Here is an 18305-nt window from a genome sequence, read left to right as displayed (position 1 = left end):
TTGACAATCCATTACGTAGTATAAGTATAATTTCTAAAGTGCTATCTAAGAAAGAATATTTTTAAATATCAATTTCAAACTTTCGCTTTACTATCACTTATGGTACGGTTCACCGTAACGTATCTAAATGAGGTTTTTCAAAATTTAAAAAGCAACTTCATCCAAATCATCTACTGTTTCATTTTCAAAGGTTGACCAATCTTTTAATTCAGGGGTATTAGCCAAGTCTACACTTGTCCAAACTAAATCTTGTACCCTGCCAGGAATAAATATTGACTGCTGATTACTTTCATTATTTCTTACTACAAACTTAGCTTCTCTGCCATACTCTCCATTCCATCGAAGAAATGTATAGCCTGTTTTGGGAATTTCCTTGACGTCCTTATTCAACACATTTACTAACCTTTCGATAGCTTTTTCCATTAGGTAAGTTTCAGTTCTCCATCTTCGAGGGTGCGATAACCTTCCACTATTATCCCTTGCATAAACAAGCTTATTTTTTACAACAGGATTTTCTGACCATGCTGTTAGATTTAATACCTGAGTTTGAAAAACCTTATCTACAAATCCCATAATGATGAAATCCACCTTTGAGCAGGCATTTACAAATTCATACTCATCATTGGCTACTGGTTCAATTAGATGATTTACATTAAAAAGTTCTTCCTTTTGTATTATTTGAAGAGCTTTTTGATGCTTTTCTTCTACATTTTCCTTTTTTGATTCCACAATATTAGAAATATTGAATATCCTTACAACACCATTAGGTTCACCTAAACTTGTCCTTTTAAACCCCTCCCGTATTATATGAATTATATTTTGCATGGTTAAATCAGGTTTATCCAGTGCTTCGAATACATTATAAGACGTATATCCTTTCTCAAAATCTTCCCATTCCTTACTATCCCGAAACTTAAATGAACCAGGATTAGTCATAATAGTCATTCCTATTGTTCGAGATGAGTTTCCAAATTGAATTGCTGTGTCTTGTCGGACTAAAAATATTTCATCATTTTTAACAAATCTAATCATTCGAGCAAATACTTTTTCTGGATATTTTAGTGGCATCGTTAACCTCCAGCTCATTTTCTAAGAATACATTCACATAATTATTAGTAAGTTAGCAATATACCTAACCTATACTTTAACAGCATAGGTCTTGTGATTTAGTTGTTTTCAATTGAAATATCCTCTTTAAACTTCCTCTATATTTATTAAGAAAAAACCTTCTTAGCTGTCTTCCCTATAGTATTAGTACCGATACCATCGACAGCTCCACCAATAATTCCTCCTACTAGAGGAACAGCCTTTCCTAAATTAACAATGCCCTTTTGTCCAAATTTAGTTACAAGTCTAATGCCTACTGCCTTATTAATTGCTTTTATTACCTCTCCAGGTATTTTTTTTATGGCTTCTTTAGCAAGTGCTGTACCTAATTTCATGCCAGCTTGTTTTAAAATATCTGAAGCAGCTTGCCCAGTTAAACATACAAATACAAAAGTTTTAACTTGGTCATCCTTTAAGTCATAACCTCTCATATACGCAATTGCGGCAATCATTCTAACTTGCACATACATTACAGATGCAACATTTGCTGGAATAGTTACAGGTAAAGTAATTAGTCCTCCTAATCCTGTTAGAAATCCACTTGTTGCACCTTTGGCATTTTGCCAGCGAATCAAACCATCTATCGCTTTTTCAACTGATGAATGCTTGTTTAAATAACTTTGTGCCAACTCTACTGCAGTTTCTGTTCCTGGCAACCCATTAACTGCCTTTTCATATGCCCAGTCTAAAACTTTTGTCATCTTACTTTCAGTTAAACTAGTTGTTGACATGTTAAACTCCCCTATTGTGAAATTAATATATTTTTAGAAAAATAGGATAAATTAAATCATTATTTTACCACAATAGGTAATTATTCCAATATTTATAGTAGATTAATCCAAATCAACTCCTATAATATTCCTAAAGTTTTAGAGGAGAGATTTAAGAAGTTTAATTTCCAAAGTCTTATCACTAACAATAATAGGATAAATTCAACTGCATATATCTTTCAATTTCTCAATAATTAAACCACCAAAGTTTTCTTCCATACAATAAAATAGCTGGATTTCACCAGCATTTCTAACCCCAAATCTATACAACGATAATTGCCCTTCAGATATTCTTTCAACAAATTCAATCTCCAAAGGTTCCTGTAAGATAAATTCCACTTCTTCATCGCTCTGAAGAATAGCCATAGATTGGCTATTCTCAAGCGTGAAATTCTCTATATCTTCATTCGCATTATAATATTCATACAAATCCATGAATTCTTTTTCAAGGTAACATAGTAGTTCAAATGGTATTATTCCTTGCAATTGAAATAAATCTTGTCTTTTAAGTATCAACTCCATTTGATTTCCCTCTCTTTCCGAAACAGTAAATATTCCACTGTTAAACAAGTGACAATACCAAGCACAGAACCGAATGCAAAATACTTCATGTTATTAACCTCCTTAATTTTGAGATAAGTTTTTTTTGACAAATAAATAAATTGAAACACCAAATATAAATCCCGCCTTGAATAAATCTATTGGCATCCTTGTAGACGGACACTCCTTTCTATAAAAATTGGACATTAAAAAAGAGACGGCATCTATTGAGTTCCAATCTCTTAATCTATTAAGTATTTGGTTTTTTCCCTAGTAATCTAAAGGCTAATCGAATGTACAAGTTCTCCATTTTTTAATAGTCCAATGACTATATTATTTACACCTCGCTCATCCTGTATTAAAAACACAATATTTTTCGTTCCTCCTTCATAAAAGAACACGTTACACTTAAGATAATTAATACCTGTTGGAATAGTCTCTTTTACAGCATGACTTTTTAAGTCTGTACGGTGGATGACGTTACTATCCATAAACCAGTCCTTCTGTACTAATTTAGGATGATAATCATGTAGGTACTGCCAAAATACATCAATAATATTCAATATTGTCACTCCTTAATTATTTTTCTTACTTGATAAGTAGTTAAAGGGTATCAATTCCTTAAATTTCAAAATAAATAGAAAAAGGAGAAGAGAAATCGCCATCATCAGACGATTTCTCCTCTCCTTTGTTTTGGTACTCTAGCATCGTTAAATCTTCGAATTCCATTATTAGCGATTTCTATAAACTGTTACCATGCAAGACGCTGATTTACCTTGAGCATTTGTTGCTGTTATTATTGCAGTGCCTCCGTAGCTTTTGTTTCAACTCTAATAACTCTGATAAACATCGAATTCTTTTCATATTATTAGCCTCCAATTATTTTTGAGTATGTTCTGTTAACACACTGACAACAATTCCAATAACAGTTCCTAATAAGAAATATGGCATTATAATCACCTCTTTTCGTTCTTTTAATCCCTTATTCTTAGAATCTTTTAAGCTCGTAAATTACTATCCTTAAAGCCTTTTTTAGCAAGTGCATAAATAGATAATCCAAACACCACTCCTGCTTTAAATAAATCAATCGGTGACATGCACTCACCTCCTTTACTGTAAAATCACGCACGAAAAAAGAGACGACAACCTTTTAGAGCCAACCCCTCCGACTTGTAATCATATTTAGTTGCCCTGTATATCTACCTGCCAGTGAATTCACACGAAGCTTATAGGCTTAATAAGTTCACCATCTTTCAAAAGACCAATTCCTATATCCTGTAGACCCTGTTTATCCTGTAATAAGTAAACAAAATTCGATGAACCGCCATCATAGTAGAATATCCAACATGTCAGTTCTTCTGTAAATTCACCGGGTATAGTCGACTTAACAGCCTCATTTTTGATATTCGCTGCAGATAGGACTCTAACATCCGCTATCCAATCCTTTCCCGCTAAATGCGGATGATGTTCATCAATGTAGTTCCTAAACAGCCTGATAACGCTCATATGTCCTTTGCTCCTTCTTATTTATTTGATATAGGAAAAACGACTTTCGTGCTTTTAGTGTGAAACACCCCTAAAAATGGGAATTCGTTACATTTACTCACCTCCTTTAAATTGCAAATACAACAGAAAAAGGAGGAGAGAACTCATCAGCAATAGATGAATTCTCTCCTCCGTTAATGTCGAAGTGTTTAATAACCTCCTTATTCAGTTGAATTTGTATTGTATCAATTTTCCTGTTATCTGAAATCGTAATTTGGTTAATTAATAGATGCAGCAGCCGCTTACGTTGTTCAGGTGTCAAAGCCTCTTTATAAGCAATCATGAAATTCTGCATTACTTGTTTTACTAGCTCAAAATTTACCTTGTGGTATCCACCTTGCCTCATTTGTTCCTCAATAGGGGCTATACGTTCCTCTAACCGCTCTATTTCACCATTTAGGTTGGCTAGTCTTGTAATAAGGTCATCTTTACCAAGCACACCATCCTCATATAAACCTAGAATTTTATTCTTTTTTGATTGCATAGTAGTTAATGATTTTTTTAGTATTTCATACTCTTTCTGCAGCGGTGTAATGCCATCTTTATTTTTTCGATTGATACTTTCCACTATCCTTTGAACTAATACATCATTATTGGCTAAACTCGCCAACTTTTCAAGAACATACTTTTCAGCATACTCTGTTCTGACTCCGTTTGAGCGACATACAGCTGTCCCCTTATTTTTCCATGCCCCACAAACGTAATATTCTAATACTCGTTTAGTTCCATCCTTGTTGGTATTGGTTGTTCTCCCTAATACCATTCCCGCACCACATACAGGACATTTCAAGATACCTGTAAGGGGAAAATCACCACTATGGATTCTATTGGGTTTACCCGTGCGGCTTTTCATAATACTTTTAGCTTTTTCCCACATTGTTTCTGTAATAATCGGTGTATGACGCCCTTTTACAATAATGGGGTCTGGATTAATATTATTTCTTCTCTTTTCGTTCCAATCTCTTCTGACGTTGTATCTAATGTAGCCAGCATAAATGGGGTTACACAAAATAGTCTTTATACCATTAATAGAAAATTCCTTATTTTTCTTGGTTCGATAACCCTCCTTATTCAATCGATTGGCAATGGATTTATAGCCATTTCCCTGTGTGTATAATTCAAATATTTTTCTAACTGTTTGAGCCTCTTCTTCATTAATTACTAATTTTGAGATTTTCCTTTTCCTATTGTCACTAGGAACCGTCACAATATCATATCCAAGAACTTGTCCACCGTTCCATGACCCTTCTCTTGCTCTTGCTAACATCCCCATTTTGACATTTTCGGCAATGTTTGCTCGTTCAAATTCCGCAATCGCAGCCATCATTTGAAATTGTAATCTCCCCGATGCCGTTTCCGTTTCGTATCGTTCTGTATAAGAACGGAAGCCAATATTTTTATTTTGCAACCTATCAACAATGCTTAGAAGGTCAGAACTTTTTCTTGAAAGCCGATTCATTTTCCAAACTAATACAATATCAAAAGCCTTCTGATTAGCATCATGGAGTAATTGTTGGATAGCAGGTCTGCCTTTAATATTTTTACCGCTTATTCCTCGGTCAACGTATTCATTATAAATAGTATATCCTTCACGCTTACACCATTCTCTTAAGAGATTAATTTGCTCATCAATACTGTAACCCTCCTCAGCCTGTTCAACTGTTGATACACGGGCATATAAAGCCGCCCGTTTCTGAACTCCTGTTTGATTAAGGTCAAGCTGGTCGAACAGATTTATTGCATGATTCTGCATTTTTTTCTCCTCCTGTTTGTTTTGAATTAGTAGTCAAATAGTTTTTGACCATTTCCGCTAAGATGTCAATTAGAGTTTGATAGTTGTATTCCGATGTTTCTTCCATGTTCATGCTATTTATCCTCTCATCTGATTAATAATATATATTTAAACTTTTTTATGATGCTAAAAAGGGGGGAGGGGTGGTTTGTAAAATGGAAACTTTTTTCGGCTAAATTAGATATATATAATTTCTTTCCCATTTCATTTTTACTTTTATATGCCCCCCCAGTCCCCCTAAAATGAAACAATGTCATTATTTAAAAATGGATGTTGAGTATCATCAAATCCTACAATTTCCAATCCATCATAATAAAAAGTTCCTTTCACTTTCTTTTTCACAATTGGAATACCCTTATTATCAAGAATAATTTTGAAATTCCGCCAGAAGATTTGTTTTGATTTTGTTCCCTTGTCATCAATCCCCTGTAGTTGTAGCCACTGTAAATATCTTTGGTGAAATTCAGATTGCCTCGTTCTCTTTCCTTGTTTAATTCGTACATGTTCAAGGAAGAACTCCATGACAGGGTTTTGTTCGGAGTAATAGGCTTGATGGCATTGTTCAATGGCTTGGCTACGGCTAAACTGGTAATTATTTTTTCTCAACCGCTTTAGCCCTTCAATCGCCCAATTCAATATTCCAGGAAGCTCTTTTAATAATTCCTGTGTAAGATTTACATTCCGTTCATGCGGCTTAAATGTCCGATTAAAGGGTACAATCATTAGCTTTCTAAAATAACCATTTGTCACATCCATTGAATCGGGTAAGGTATTGACGACAAAGACAAGTTTGCAATGTGGTTTATAGCTTATGGCAGGATGGTATTTGATGTTAATGGTAATCGTGTCACCACTAACGATAGCTTTAAAATTTTCCGTCTTTAGTGCCTTACCGCCCATTTCATTTTCAGCAGCAATATTTACTGTTTTATTGATTAGACCTTCAAGACCAAACTGTTGACCAAATTCAGACAACGGTATGTTACTCACATTCTCTTTACCTATCAACTGAGTAATGATAGATATTAATACACTCTTGCCATTTGCACCGCTACCGCAAAAAAAGAATGCTTTTTCCGCTTTTGTTTCAGCAGACAAAAGATAGCCTATGATTTCTTGGAGAACACGAATGAGTTCCTCATCATCTAATGTAATTTCCTTTAGGAACCGCATAAAAGATGGGGCAACAGCGTTAGAATCAAATTCAATTGGCAATTGCACTGTCGATAAATAGCTTGGATGATGGGGAAGCAACTCAAATCTTTCCAAACTCAACATCCCATTTTTTAGATTGATAAAGTTCCAGTTGGAGTTCATATCATCAACGGTGACTGACTCCCGCAACAATGCCTTGACCACTTCATTCTCAGACTTACTATTCCAACTATTCCAAAGCCCTTCGTGCATAAGAGTTCGAATAACTTTCCCTAGTTCAACTTCCGACAATTCCTCATAAACACCTTTCTTATTGTAGAGAAAAAGTCTCCCATCTTTTGTTGACCGAACATGACATCGACTAATGAAATGCTTGACAAAGGCATTGGCATTAAATGAGTAACTTTTCTTTTTTTCATTGTAGATAAAGCCATGCGCTTCGGCTTTACTTATCTTGATAATCTGCTGTAGTTCCATTAGCAGTTCATTAGAAATCATTGCTTCATCAACCCGTTCCGCTGATTCATATAACTGTACAGATTCTTGTTGTGGAGTTTGATTGAAATGGTAAAGCAAAGCAATAAAATAATTTGGACTTTCTCTGGCAGAAATCATATCTAATGCAGTTACCAATCTTGAACGACATTCATTTGTATAAATGCCTTCGAGTAATTTTTTTGTATTCGTACTTGTTTCTAGCAATCTAACCTTATGAGGTTTATAAGGAGAGATATACGATGATATTTCCCCCTGTAAACCTTTTTGAAAGTCAACATTATAAACCGAATCAGAGTGTTTTTCGATTGCTTTTGAACTTCTAGCTGTATTTGGTTGCTTCATGGATGCTTCTTCATTTTTGCTTATCTCTTTTTTGGCTTCTAGACTTTTGTAATTTTCGACTTTATTATCTTCATTAGGTTTATTTTTTACTGGACGTCTTACTTTTCTTAGTACCATTACGCAGCAATCTCCTTATATACATCGAATAAAGAACAGTTAATAATTTCAATTGACTCTTTATCCTCTGCTCCAAAACACTTTGAATTAAATTCTGGAAAGAAGTTTACTAGGTCATTGTCAACACTTCTTACCGAGTCCTCTGGGTCATCATCAAAAAATCCATCTTGGATGTATAGGTCTTGTATGGGTGCCTTATTTAAAAACTCAGCAAATTCAAGTAACAACCCCACATACTGTCCTCGGTTCATAACCATCTGATATCGATATGCCTTTGGGTACCAATCGATTTCAATCATGTTATCGTGAATAAAGATGCGATTTGGTCTTACACTTAGCTTAGCCAAGTCTTTTGTAACTTTTTTCACTTGACGTTCAACCCCATCATTGGAAGTTCCTTTAGGAATTGATACACAAGCTGATAATCGGTAAATGGCATTTACGCCATCATAGTGGTCGCTACGGGCTTGTGTTAAAGCACTGATTGCAATTTGAAAGTTATCTTTGATTTTTATCATTTAATGATTCCTCCTATTTTTAGTTGCTATCGTTTCTACGTTGTTAAGAATACCTGATTAGCCCCAAAATAAAATACGGTTGAATCGGGATTAAAAAAATCCGATTCAACCGTTGATTTTTAAAGGCTATTTTTTTCAATTGTATCTAGTTCCACAGCAAATTTTTTTGTAAGTGTCTCTTTTATAAAAGATAAAACCTCTTCATTTTGCTTCTTCTCCATTACTTGTTCCCAATATGTATCAGTAAAGTATTTGCTGACGTTGTAATTATATTCAATATCATCTTTTAATTTGCCTAGTGCTTTAATTGATTGGATAATTGCTATTTCCTGCGGTTGAACTCCTTCAATGCTTTCAAGGGCATACATAACCTCAGCAATTGCATCTATCAGCTTAATGGATAAACTTTTTTGGTTACTTTTTAATAACTCTGGATAAGCACACTTTGCTAATATTTGTCCTATAATTGAATCAAATTCACCTTCTAACATTCCTGATTTTTTAATAATGGTTTCAATCTCTTGAATATTTAACTGTATTTTTTCATAATCAAAATTTTTTTTAAAAAATATTAAAAGCCAATCTTTTGTTATGTTTTTGCTCCATTGATAATACTTTAAATTCCCTAAACAATTGTAAGCTTCTAATAACCACTTTTTATTGGCTTCAATGACTTTTTCTGATGGTGGGTTATCTGTTTCCATATAAGATTCAATAGTCTTTTTCATTGAGTCATATCTTTTGCGGGAAACAGAACGTAACATTATTGTAAGTATTGTAAATTCCTCTATGCTCCAGAGTTCTTCTGAATATGTAGGCAATTCTCCTTTGAAACTTTTTATATTATTGAACCTGTCTAGATGATTCTTTGCCTCTATAGAAAGGCTTTCATCAGCAAAAATAATATTAATTACTGTTGAGAGTAAAGAAAGGCTTTGTATTAAATGGCTTCCCATTAAACTAAAAGCATCACTATTTTCTTTAATATCTTTAATGGAACAGCCAAAAAGGATATTTGTTGAGTATTTCTTCTCCATTACATCATCTCCTTGCAAAAAAAATAGGAGAGGCAGCTTTCTGCCAACACCTATCTGATTAATATTATAAGCAATTTTGCGAGAAAAATAAGTATAATGTTATGACTAATAATCACTTGGAAACAACATTGTTTGCTTATCTGGTTCATCAATTATCCAAACAGTGGTATTTTTTATGTTCATCGTACCCTTATCCATTATTAATTCTTCCTTAATGGTTGGTTGTTCCTGACGATTAATGATTTTTATTTTATTGCCAATATTAACTATTTCAAAAACCTGTAAATAATCCATTTTATCTTTCCTTTTAACCGCTATTGAATCTAATAGCTCCCACAGGAGAGCTTGCATTTCTATATTCAATTCTTCATTAATAGCCCTTGTCATGTAGCGTGGTTTATGTTGCTCATTCATTTTATCCTTCACCCTCATTTAAAAGTTTCTCATACACCCTTACACCATCTTTAAGGCAAACTAAAAAGAGTGGATTATTGGTATCTGCCTCTAAAGCAACACCAATAATCCACTCTGATTCGTTATTGTATATATATGTGTGAAATAAAACTGGATTCGGTAATATTTGCAGCACATCCTCTGAAATGAGTTCCTCGTCTAGTTCCTCGTGATATAGAATTACTGTTTCCTCTCCTAACGCAGTTGATTCAACAACCACACCAAATTTCTTTACCATAAAATCTTTCAATTGCTTAATACCAAACATGGCGTAACTCCTTTCAAATATAATATTATTGGTTCACATTGCGGCGGCGTCATACGGTACTAATTTCCACCGATTTTTTAAGGCAGGGTAGAGAGGATGGAAACCTTTCCGACCAAAATTCGCCTCTATTTGAAGAATGTTTGCTTTCTTGTCTAGCAATATAGCTAAAATCATGTTTAACCGTTCAACAGCTTTTTTGTTTGTCTCTACTCCTTTTCCGACCGCAATAATGACATCATCTACTCTTGGAATGGCTTCTTGAATACATTTCAAATTTTCAATAACAGACTCTTTCGTTTCATCTCTAACAATAGATGGAAAAAGATTTACAATTTCTACAACACCGTAATCCAATTTAGAAAGGTTATTAGTGACATACATTGTTGTTTGGTCTTGCACAATTTCATCTGTTTGACCTGCATTTTTCATGATAACAAGTGCTTTTTTCTTGTTCTTATCCCACTCTTTTCTAACAAGATACTTGTTTTTCATTTCGTCATCATAAATGACTTCTGTTTTTACCATGCTTTTAGTTGTTTTCACTGTTACTTACTCCTTTCAGATATAGCCTTTTTCTTTTAATGAAGTGAAGGAATCTTCGCCAACGATAATATGGTCGATTACATCTATGCCAATAATTTTCCCCGCTTCTACAAGCCTTTTAGTGACCTCTATATCTTCTTTGCTTGGTTCGGACATCCCTGATGGGTGATTATGTCCCACTATTATCGAAGCAGCATTTGAAAGAATTGCAGACTTCATTACCTCCCTGGGATGAACAAGGCTGGCATTCAGACTGCCAATGTGACATACATTAATTGATACTGGCTGATTCTTCGTGTCAAGTGAAGCGACAATGAAATGCTCGCGGTCTTTTTCTTCTAAGAACAGTTTTAAAAGTCTATATCCATCTTCCGGCGACCTTACCGACCTTTCTTTGTATAGTAAACTTGACTCCTTTACTAATTTTAGTGAAACAATGTTAATTCTTTTTGCACTGGCGACCATTGTTTTCCTCCTCTAAGATACATTTTTCATTCAAAGCTATAATATATATTTAAATTTTTAATGAATACATCGTGGAACTACTCATTTAATTCATTTCTCTGTAAAAACAATTGCATCTTGAAAAAGTCCAATATATCTTTATCCATAATCTTTTCCTCAATCAAAATGTCCACAATCTTTTCATCTGAATTTATCTTATATAAATACACTTTTTCTTTTTCAAAATATTTAAGGAAACTAGGAATTGTGCCTAAAATACCACTAAATTTAGATTCGAATACAAGGAAGTCCATATTTTTCAAATTGTCGCCCTTCTCAAAAATCACTATTTTCGTAAAGTTTGTGAGGACATCAATACTTTTATTTATGGCAATCCTTTTATGGTTATCCCAAAATACAGCTGATAAAGTTGATATTAAATTTTCTTCAACCATTCCTGAACTGGCCAAGATATTTAAATCCTTAAAACTTTGTATTATTCTCAAATTTTTAACCCCCCATTGAGAAATTGCAATAAAAAAGGGTTGAAAGCCATATTTGCTTTCAACCCTTTTTCATTCAATCTAAATCTTCCAAGTATTTGGTAATTAGTGCATTTAATTTTCGATTTACTTCTAATTCGTCCAAAGTTCCTTCATGTGCCTGCTTTGAGAGATTAGACAAAGCGACATGAACTTCATTTTCCTTGTCGTACTTTACAATACGAATTGGCAAATCTGTTTTAAAAGACCTTGAGTCAGAAGAATCAATTATATATTTCGTTGCAATATCAGAATTCATAACCGCACAAATATAATGAGCCTCGTCTTCCGTGATAAAATTCCCCTCATTATCTTGTGCAATAGAGCAAGCATGGTCCAAGAGAAGATACATTTTTTCTTCCCCCCATGGGGTTATACCATTTTTTATTACAGTTGAAACCCACTTTGTATTATTCCTGAAAGCCACCCTTACAGGTGCAAATGTATAAGGGCCAACACGAGTTATGCTATAAAATTCTCCTTTTTTCCCCTGTACCCTTTGATTATAATCCGTCTTTGCAATATTATCACGGACAGAATCATAATAATCGAGAAGACTTTTTGATTCTGATTCCAGCTCCTTCCTTGGAATTGGCCTTTTTAAATCAGACGGCTTATATGGGAACGGTGCTACAAATTTTACATTTTCTAAGCCAAATCGGACAATGTTCGGTCCCTCAATAACAGGATGTAGGAATTTCGTATCCATTAGCACTTGCCGAATAGGAACTTTTCGTTCAGACTTCTTATTTTGGTAGTTTTGAACCCAAATTTTATTTTTGGTTGTTCCAACCTTTTCATCCAGTACCTCGAAGATAACACCCTCTTTAGGATATAAACCTAACCCTACACGCCCTTTATATTCACTTTGTCCCGCAATTAATTTCATTTTGGGAATATCACCAATGTTTCGGATGTCTGTAAAGGTGAAGTTGTTATAGTGCTCCGAAGCCATATACGCTACCTTTTCCAAAGGTACAAATTTATTTTCTATCGCCTTGAAGTTTTTATATTTTTTTTCAAAAATATTTTCACCTCTGCGTTTTTCATACATTAGGACAGGTATAAGTTCTTTTTGGGGCTCTTCGCTTTTCTTAAAGTAGTATGTCAGGAATTTTTCTGTTACTGGTTTAAATGGGTCCCCTGATTTCGACCAGTCTATGAATTCATCATATAATAATTTGCCACTCCGAACTTGAACCAGTTCCCTAAACCCAGCATACGTTTGTTGAAATGCAATTGATTTTGGCATAAGGAATCCCATCAAACCGTCAGAATCCAGCCAATTATCAGCAACAACATTTGCGATAAGGGCACATAAATTTAGGTTTATCCCGCCAGTGAAGTTATCACCTGAAAATACATGCTGTTCAATAGAAGCTCGTTTTAAAATTTCCCTATAGCCGTCAGGAAGAGCCTTCCAATCAATCCATGGAGGATTCGATGCAATTAAGTTGAATTTCCCATCTACCATAGTGCTTAGAACACTAAAAATTGTTCTAATCCAGGCTCTACTCCACCCTTTTTGCATTAAGGAAACTGTATTTTCAACGAATTCCTCAACTGAGAATTGTATTTCCTCATTGGTATATTCACATAGACCCAATAACTTTTCAATTAATTTTGAAGTTTCAACTTCCTCTGTTTCGAAAATTTCCTCTTCAAACTTTTGGGTCACAGAAATAAAATCAGGGTGTACAAAGACCATTTTTGGTAACCTAAAGTAAAGGGATGTCCTTTCGTCCACATTTATTTCATATGAAATAAATTCTGTCCCTTCAATATTCGCCATTTTAGGTACTAAGGCTGCGTCACCTAATTTTATTGGAAATACTATCTGGGGCAGCTCATTTTCGACATCAATATACCTTGCAATCGCAATAAAATAGTTAATACGGCATGTTAATACAGCAAGTGGGTTAATATCGTAACCGTAAATCCTATTTAACACGCTTTTTAATATAAGCGAATTATCTTTGTCGGCCTCTTCTTTAAGGACATATTCAATCATTTTCATCACAAATGTACCGGAGCCGCAACAAGGGTCGAGCCCCCTCCAAAGTGGATTTACTTTCCGAACTTCATCTAATTTCCGGAAAACCACATGGTCTGCAAGCCAATCTGGTGTATAATACTCCCCAAGTGAGTGGCGAACCTCTTTTGGAATAATTGATTCATATAAAACCTTAAAGAAGTCATGCACATTTTCCCTGTTAAATAATCTTTGACCAGGGTCGTATTCTGATAAAATCTCGATACACTTTATTAGGCAAGCATAAATATCTTCATTCCAAATTCCCTCATGTAAGTACCATGAAAAGAAATCCCCTTCTAAAAGATTTAGTATACCGACCTGCTTGAAAATTTCTCCAGATTCAATTGCGCTTAATCCACTTCTTAAACCAAGTGAATCTAGTCGGGATAGTTCATCAAATTTCAAAGAAAAGTTGGAGCTTTTGAAGAATATTTCGGTTGTAACATTATAAGCTATTAACTTAATAAGGATGACGTAAGCAGTATGCAAACAAAATAATGCTTTTGTCTCATCAATCTTTTCTTTGGAGATTCCAAAATAGTCAGCAAGGATGGTCTTTCTATCCTTAATACTCTTAGTGTTATTGTCGTTATGTCCTCCTAATTTAAAGATTTTCTCCCATTCATTTTCATATTTTGTTTCTCCAATTTTTTGATTGAGGACAAGTTTTTTATAAAGAGTCTTTGCCATGTCGATTGTTACCTGATTAGATGAGTCAATGCTAAAATCAGTAACTAATCCCTTAGCAGTTAATTCCTTTCTCCCTAATGAAAGGTAGACCTTTATTAACTCCTTTAATGTTTTTAAGCCAAAATTTTGCACCGGAGAAACAATTTTATTTCCACTTGAATACGAAATAAAAACAATTTTCCTTCCGTCAGTAAGAACCCCAAAATATTTATCGATGTGTTCCTCTTCATTTCGAGAAATATTCTTTAGATATTCATCTAACTGGTTTTTGTTTTTCTCCAAATCATCCATGATGTCCTGCTTATATTCAGTAATAACATTATAAAATCGTGAATCTGCACGCTTTTTCTGCTTAAGCCGATACCTTAGCGATTTTTCTTCGCTATCAGCATTAACAATTACAGATTCCTCTCGGATAGGCGCATAGTCTTCTCCAAAATATTGCATTATTTCTGCAATCTTACTTTCAACCCTCGAAGCAATAGTCGCTTCTGAATTTGCTTTATTACAACTATCCACAATTTGTGTTGCAATAGATTTTAGTTTTTCCTCAAAATCCTTGGATTCAATTAAAGCAGAATGAACCTCCTTAATTAAATCTGGATTAGTCGGAAGGCCGGATTGCGATGTTACTATATTCTTTGGACCCTCCGATATTTTTACTAAAAGCTTTTCTTTATCAGCATCAAGATTTAAAGTTTCCAATTTAAACTTACAAACAGGACATAAAGCGGCAGCCTTTTTAAAATTAAGATTTCCTGGCTCTAATTGATAAACAGTTAAATAAGGAACATCTTTGAACTCCTCCGGAACACTTTCTTCACATAGCTCGCAAGTATTTTTGGCTCTTCTCAATACCCGCTTTTCTACATCACTATTACCTTCAAGCTCTTCGTTTATCAAAGATGTTAATTCTACGTTAAAAAAGTCAGCAATTTTTTTCATGTGGGCTATAGTAGGCGATTTCGTCGCATTCTCATAGGAACGAATTGTATTAGCACTAATCCCTACCTTTTCCGCCAACTCCTTTTGTGACAGATTTTTATTCTCCCGCAGTTCTTTTAAGTTCAATCAAACCCACTCCTTCTTTGTGCGCCAATTTCAATCGTTTCATTTATTATATGCGCACAAAAATAAAGAGTCAACAATTTTATTGCGCAATGATTTAAAATTATTAATTTTATAATGCGCAATAAAATAGCCCCTCCTAAAAAAGAGAGGACTGTTATTTTGTTATAAATTTGAAAAAACCTCATTTACTTATGGTACGGTTCCCCCCTCATAATCCGAAACGCCCGATAGATCTGCTCCACTAAAACCAAGCGCATCAATTGGTGGGGAAAGGTCATTTTTGAGAATGATAGTTTTTCGTCTGATCGCTGCAACACCTGCTGGCTCAAGCCGAGCGAGCCGCCGATGACGAAGGCGATTTTGCTTTTGCCGTAGGTGGCCAGTTTGTCTAGTGTGTCGGCCAGTTCTTCTGAGGATTTTTGCTTTCCTTCAATTGCTAAGGCGATGACGTATGTATCGGGGTGGAGCTTGGCCAGGATGCGTTCTCCTTCTTTCTCCTTTACTTGCAGCATTTCATTTTCACTTAAAACTTCAGGCGCTTTTTCATCGGCTACTTCAACGATTTCAACCTTTGCGTAAGCTGACATTCTTTTTAAGTATTCGTCAATTCCTTGCTTTAAATATTTTTCTTTTAGTTTTCCGACGGTAATGATTGAGATATTCACAGCTAATCCTCACTTTACGAACAAGATATCCACATTGTTTATCCACATATCCACATTTTCTATCCACATCTTGTATGAGATCACGCGTTCGCCACCATATATACAGCATGTTTTTGACAATATTCACAGGTTGTTGATAACTTTTCATCGTCAATTTTATTTAATATCGGAAACGTCTCAAAGTCGTCTACAATCGTATCTATCGCGATTTCTACGTGTTCTTCGCAGCAATATATCATCGGATTTATTCTCCATTCTAATAAAAATAATATTTTAAATTGTGGATAAATTGTTATTCAGCATTTATCCACAATTATTTTACCATTTTTTTCGTTCCTTGTTTCTGATAAAGCCAAAATCACGATTTATCCCACTTGTTAAAAAAACTTGTTCGGCTTATTTCGTATGAAAACGAAGGTCTCACACGTCTTGCAGTTATGCCACAAATTAACTCTGCTATACATAATAAGGCTTTAACAATAGCAAGCTCCGGCCTTTAAACACGAAAAAAAGCAGGGTTGCCCCTGCTTTTATCGTAACAATCTTGATGATTATAATGTGTCTCCAGCCAGCTTCATGGTCGTTTCCTGAAGCTTTCCATCGCGGTAAAATTTAATTTCTAACGTATCTCCCACGTTCTTCTGCGTATAAAGGTGCTTCCTTAAATCGATTGTATCCTTAATTTCTTCCCCATCCATTTCGACGATTACATCGAGTTCTTTTAAACCTGCTTGAGCTGCTGGAGAATTTGGTTCAACGCGCATAACCGCTACACCATTCGTTACATCATTCGGGAGCTTTAATGCTTCCTTTTGATAGTAAGATGGGATTTCGTTGACGGATTGGAGTTCAATCCCCATATATGGCCGATTTACTTGCCCGTGTTTCTCTAAATCATCAATGATCGGAATGGCATAATTAATCGGAATCGCTAGACCAATGCCTTCAACGGCACTTTCAGCAATTTTCATTGAATTGATGCCAATGACTTGACCGGCGATATTGATAAGAGCGCCACCGCTGTTACCTGGATTAATCGCAGCATCCGTTTGCAATACTTCCGCCTGCCAGTCGACAATCCCATCCTGATTGATATCAACAGGAATTGCTCTCTCTAAGCCGGAAATGATCCCTTGTGTGACAGAGCCGGAAAAGATGGCACCTAACGGATTGCCAATCGCAATAACAGGCTCACCTGTGCGCAAGGAGTCTGAATCACCAAACTCGGCAATGGTCTCAATCTCGCTGCCATCGACCTCTAATACAGCTAAGTCAGTCCACACATCACTACCTCTTAGCGTTGCCGGGATTTTAGTCCCATCGTTTAAGGAAATTTCCAAAGAGGAGGCACCCTCAATGACATGATGGTTTGTAACAACATAGGCTTTGCCATTTTCCTTTTTATAAATAACCCCTGAACCTGTTCCGGCTTCTTGTCCGTCTGACGTATTGCCATGCCAAAAGCTTGTTTGCTGGATGTTCGAAATTCCGACTACCGCATCTGCTGCCTTATCAACCGCCTTCGTAATATCGCTCTCCACATTCACAGCAACATTCTGCGTTTCAATCGCACTTTTCTCCTCTCCGCCAGTCTGCTGAGATGGTGACACATCGTAAGGGAGAACATGATAATCCACCAGTTTCGGAAAGGCTAGAATGACAAGGAATCCCCCAAGTACAACACCTAGTAGGCTCGCTAAAAAGTAGCCCCCTCTGTTTCCTTTCTGCTTTTTATAACGACTTTCATAATCTTGGTCGTAATAACCCATATTCTTCACCATTCCTTTCATAAGAACGATCGCTAAAAGTTATTCTTCCTATATATACCTAATTATAATCTTACAAGAACAAAAAACTAATCATAAGCATTTAAATTCCTCTCCCTTTTAAATTTGTTCATAAATTAGCCGCAATTTAATGCATGCTTCATACTGAACGGAGGGAACCTGTTGTTACTGGCCGTGCAAGAAGCATATTAGGCTTTGGCTGCTGGCAAAAGACTTAAAAATACACTCCCATAACTGTACCCTAGTCAATAAAAAAAGCGTGGAGAGGTGGTGACCCCACAAAGTTAGAGTTTTTATTAAGCAGCTGATTGGCTGGTTTGAGTTCGGTATTGTATTGGACTTAAACCAGCCAATTTTACTTTTATACGCTTATTATTGTAGTAATC

At 35.2% G+C, this 18305-nt stretch carries 20 protein-coding genes; all 20 read right to left on the bottom strand.

The genetic code is table 11. The annotated features are described in order from the left end of the window. Nucleotides 1-144: 144 nt before the first annotated feature. Entirely contained in the window at nucleotides 145-1068 is a 924-nt protein-coding gene (locus FCJ93_RS11655) for a hypothetical protein (protein WP_137743759.1), read from the bottom strand. A gap of 146 nt (nucleotides 1069-1214) precedes the next feature. Beyond that, nucleotides 1215-1838 (bottom strand): EcsC family protein, encoded by a 624-nt coding sequence (locus FCJ93_RS11650; RefSeq protein ID WP_137743758.1) that lies wholly within the window; start codon nucleotides 1836-1838, stop codon nucleotides 1215-1217. Between the two features lie 201 nt (nucleotides 1839-2039). Next, nucleotides 2040-2399: a hypothetical protein gene (locus tag FCJ93_RS11645; protein WP_137743757.1), complete on the bottom strand. Its 360-nt coding sequence runs from the start codon at nucleotides 2397-2399 to the stop codon at nucleotides 2040-2042. Between the two features lie 296 nt (nucleotides 2400-2695). Beyond that, the gene (locus FCJ93_RS11640) at nucleotides 2696-2980 is read right to left on the bottom strand and encodes a hypothetical protein (RefSeq protein WP_137743756.1); all 285 of its coding nucleotides are present in this window, start codon (nucleotides 2978-2980) and stop codon (nucleotides 2696-2698) included. Between the two features lie 652 nt (nucleotides 2981-3632). Further along, a complete protein-coding gene (locus FCJ93_RS11635; protein WP_137743755.1) occupies nucleotides 3633-3923 on the bottom strand; it encodes a hypothetical protein in 291 nt (96 codons plus the stop codon). Between the two features lie 106 nt (nucleotides 3924-4029). After that, nucleotides 4030-5715 carry a recombinase family protein gene (locus FCJ93_RS11630; RefSeq protein WP_137743754.1) on the bottom strand — a complete coding sequence of 562 codons (1686 nt, stop codon included), beginning with the start codon at nucleotides 5713-5715 and terminating at the stop codon, nucleotides 4030-4032. Next, the gene (locus FCJ93_RS24990; RefSeq protein ID WP_170211295.1) at nucleotides 5678-5827 is read right to left on the bottom strand and encodes a hypothetical protein; all 150 of its coding nucleotides are present in this window, start codon (nucleotides 5825-5827) and stop codon (nucleotides 5678-5680) included. The genes FCJ93_RS11630 and FCJ93_RS24990 overlap by 38 nt, the downstream gene beginning before the upstream one ends. 164 nt (nucleotides 5828-5991) lie before the next feature. Then, the gene (locus tag FCJ93_RS11625) at nucleotides 5992-7866 is read right to left on the bottom strand and encodes a DNA primase family protein (RefSeq protein WP_235879465.1); all 1875 of its coding nucleotides are present in this window, start codon (nucleotides 7864-7866) and stop codon (nucleotides 5992-5994) included. Further along, on the bottom strand, nucleotides 7866-8384 hold the full coding sequence (locus FCJ93_RS11620) for a hypothetical protein (RefSeq protein WP_137743753.1): 519 nt from the start codon (nucleotides 8382-8384) through the stop codon (nucleotides 7866-7868). The genes FCJ93_RS11625 and FCJ93_RS11620 overlap by 1 nt, the downstream gene beginning before the upstream one ends. Nucleotides 8385-8503: 119 nt before the next feature. Further along, the gene (locus FCJ93_RS11615) at nucleotides 8504-9421 is read right to left on the bottom strand and encodes a hypothetical protein (protein ID WP_137743752.1); all 918 of its coding nucleotides are present in this window, start codon (nucleotides 9419-9421) and stop codon (nucleotides 8504-8506) included. Nucleotides 9422-9526: 105 nt separating this feature from the next. After that, nucleotides 9527-9835, bottom strand: a complete 309-nt coding sequence (locus FCJ93_RS11610; RefSeq protein ID WP_170211294.1) for a DUF960 family protein — start codon at nucleotides 9833-9835, stop codon at nucleotides 9527-9529. Nucleotide 9836: 1 nt separating this feature from the next. After that, the gene (locus FCJ93_RS11605; RefSeq protein WP_137743750.1) at nucleotides 9837-10142 is read right to left on the bottom strand and encodes a hypothetical protein; all 306 of its coding nucleotides are present in this window, start codon (nucleotides 10140-10142) and stop codon (nucleotides 9837-9839) included. Nucleotides 10143-10175: 33 nt separating this feature from the next. After that, nucleotides 10176-10685, bottom strand: a complete 510-nt coding sequence (locus tag FCJ93_RS11600) for a DUF1643 domain-containing protein (RefSeq protein ID WP_137743749.1) — start codon at nucleotides 10683-10685, stop codon at nucleotides 10176-10178. Between the two features lie 15 nt (nucleotides 10686-10700). After that, on the bottom strand, nucleotides 10701-11150 hold the full coding sequence (gene radC / locus FCJ93_RS11595; protein ID WP_137743748.1) for a RadC family protein: 450 nt from the start codon (nucleotides 11148-11150) through the stop codon (nucleotides 10701-10703). Nucleotides 11151-11227: 77 nt separating this feature from the next. Then, complete coding sequence (locus FCJ93_RS11590; protein ID WP_137743747.1) at nucleotides 11228-11635, bottom strand: hypothetical protein; 408 nt, start codon at nucleotides 11633-11635, stop codon at nucleotides 11228-11230. 73 nt (nucleotides 11636-11708) lie between these two features. Next, nucleotides 11709-15467 carry a helix-turn-helix domain-containing protein gene (locus tag FCJ93_RS11585; protein WP_137743746.1) on the bottom strand — a complete coding sequence of 1253 codons (3759 nt, stop codon included), beginning with the start codon at nucleotides 15465-15467 and terminating at the stop codon, nucleotides 11709-11711. A 185-nt stretch (nucleotides 15468-15652) separates the two neighbouring features. Then, nucleotides 15653-16132, bottom strand: a complete 480-nt coding sequence (gene rlmH / locus FCJ93_RS11580) for a 23S rRNA (pseudouridine(1915)-N(3))-methyltransferase RlmH (RefSeq protein ID WP_137743745.1) — start codon at nucleotides 16130-16132, stop codon at nucleotides 15653-15655. Between the two features lie 80 nt (nucleotides 16133-16212). Next, nucleotides 16213-16371: a CxxH/CxxC protein gene (locus FCJ93_RS11575; RefSeq protein WP_137743744.1), complete on the bottom strand. Its 159-nt coding sequence runs from the start codon at nucleotides 16369-16371 to the stop codon at nucleotides 16213-16215. A gap of 312 nt (nucleotides 16372-16683) precedes the next feature. Further along, nucleotides 16684-17901 (bottom strand): S1C family serine protease, encoded by a 1218-nt coding sequence (locus FCJ93_RS11570; protein WP_137743743.1) that lies wholly within the window; start codon nucleotides 17899-17901, stop codon nucleotides 16684-16686. 314 nt (nucleotides 17902-18215) lie between these two features. Next, nucleotides 18216-18305: IS3 family transposase (locus FCJ93_RS11565; protein WP_137743742.1), on the bottom strand; the 90-nt coding region annotated here is incomplete at its 5' end.

The sequence above is a fragment of the Robertmurraya siralis genome, from assembly GCF_005502275.1.
Taxonomy (GTDB): Bacteria; Bacillota; Bacilli; order Bacillales; family Cytobacillaceae; genus Robertmurraya; species Robertmurraya siralis.
This window is presented reverse-complemented; position numbering and strand designations above follow the sequence as displayed.

Coding starts and splice junctions, on each gene's coding strand:
- FCJ93_RS11605 (WP_137743750.1), bottom strand. CDS start 10,142: ATGTTTGGTATTAAGCAATTGAAAGATTTTATGGTAAAGAAATTTGGT.
- FCJ93_RS11650 (WP_137743758.1), bottom strand. CDS start 1,838: ATGTCAACAACTAGTTTAACTGAAAGTAAGATGACAAAAGTTTTAGAC.
- FCJ93_RS11620 (WP_137743753.1), bottom strand. CDS start 8,384: ATGATAAAAATCAAAGATAACTTTCAAATTGCAATCAGTGCTTTAACA.
- FCJ93_RS11575 (WP_137743744.1), bottom strand. CDS start 16,371: ATGATATATTGCTGCGAAGAACACGTAGAAATCGCGATAGATACGATT.
- radC (WP_137743748.1), bottom strand. CDS start 11,150: ATGGTCGCCAGTGCAAAAAGAATTAACATTGTTTCACTAAAATTAGTA.
- FCJ93_RS11610 (WP_170211294.1), bottom strand. CDS start 9,835: ATGAATGAGCAACATAAACCACGCTACATGACAAGGGCTATTAATGAA.
- FCJ93_RS11615 (WP_137743752.1), bottom strand. CDS start 9,421: ATGGAGAAGAAATACTCAACAAATATCCTTTTTGGCTGTTCCATTAAA.
- FCJ93_RS11645 (WP_137743757.1), bottom strand. CDS start 2,399: ATGGAGTTGATACTTAAAAGACAAGATTTATTTCAATTGCAAGGAATA.
- FCJ93_RS11635 (WP_137743755.1), bottom strand. CDS start 3,923: ATGAGCGTTATCAGGCTGTTTAGGAACTACATTGATGAACATCATCCG.
- FCJ93_RS24990 (WP_170211295.1), bottom strand. CDS start 5,827: ATGAACATGGAAGAAACATCGGAATACAACTATCAAACTCTAATTGAC.
- FCJ93_RS11625 (WP_235879465.1), bottom strand. CDS start 7,866: ATGGTACTAAGAAAAGTAAGACGTCCAGTAAAAAATAAACCTAATGAA.
- FCJ93_RS11570 (WP_137743743.1), bottom strand. CDS start 17,901: ATGGGTTATTACGACCAAGATTATGAAAGTCGTTATAAAAAGCAGAAA.
- FCJ93_RS11630 (WP_137743754.1), bottom strand. CDS start 5,715: ATGCAGAATCATGCAATAAATCTGTTCGACCAGCTTGACCTTAATCAA.
- FCJ93_RS11655 (WP_137743759.1), bottom strand. CDS start 1,068: ATGCCACTAAAATATCCAGAAAAAGTATTTGCTCGAATGATTAGATTT.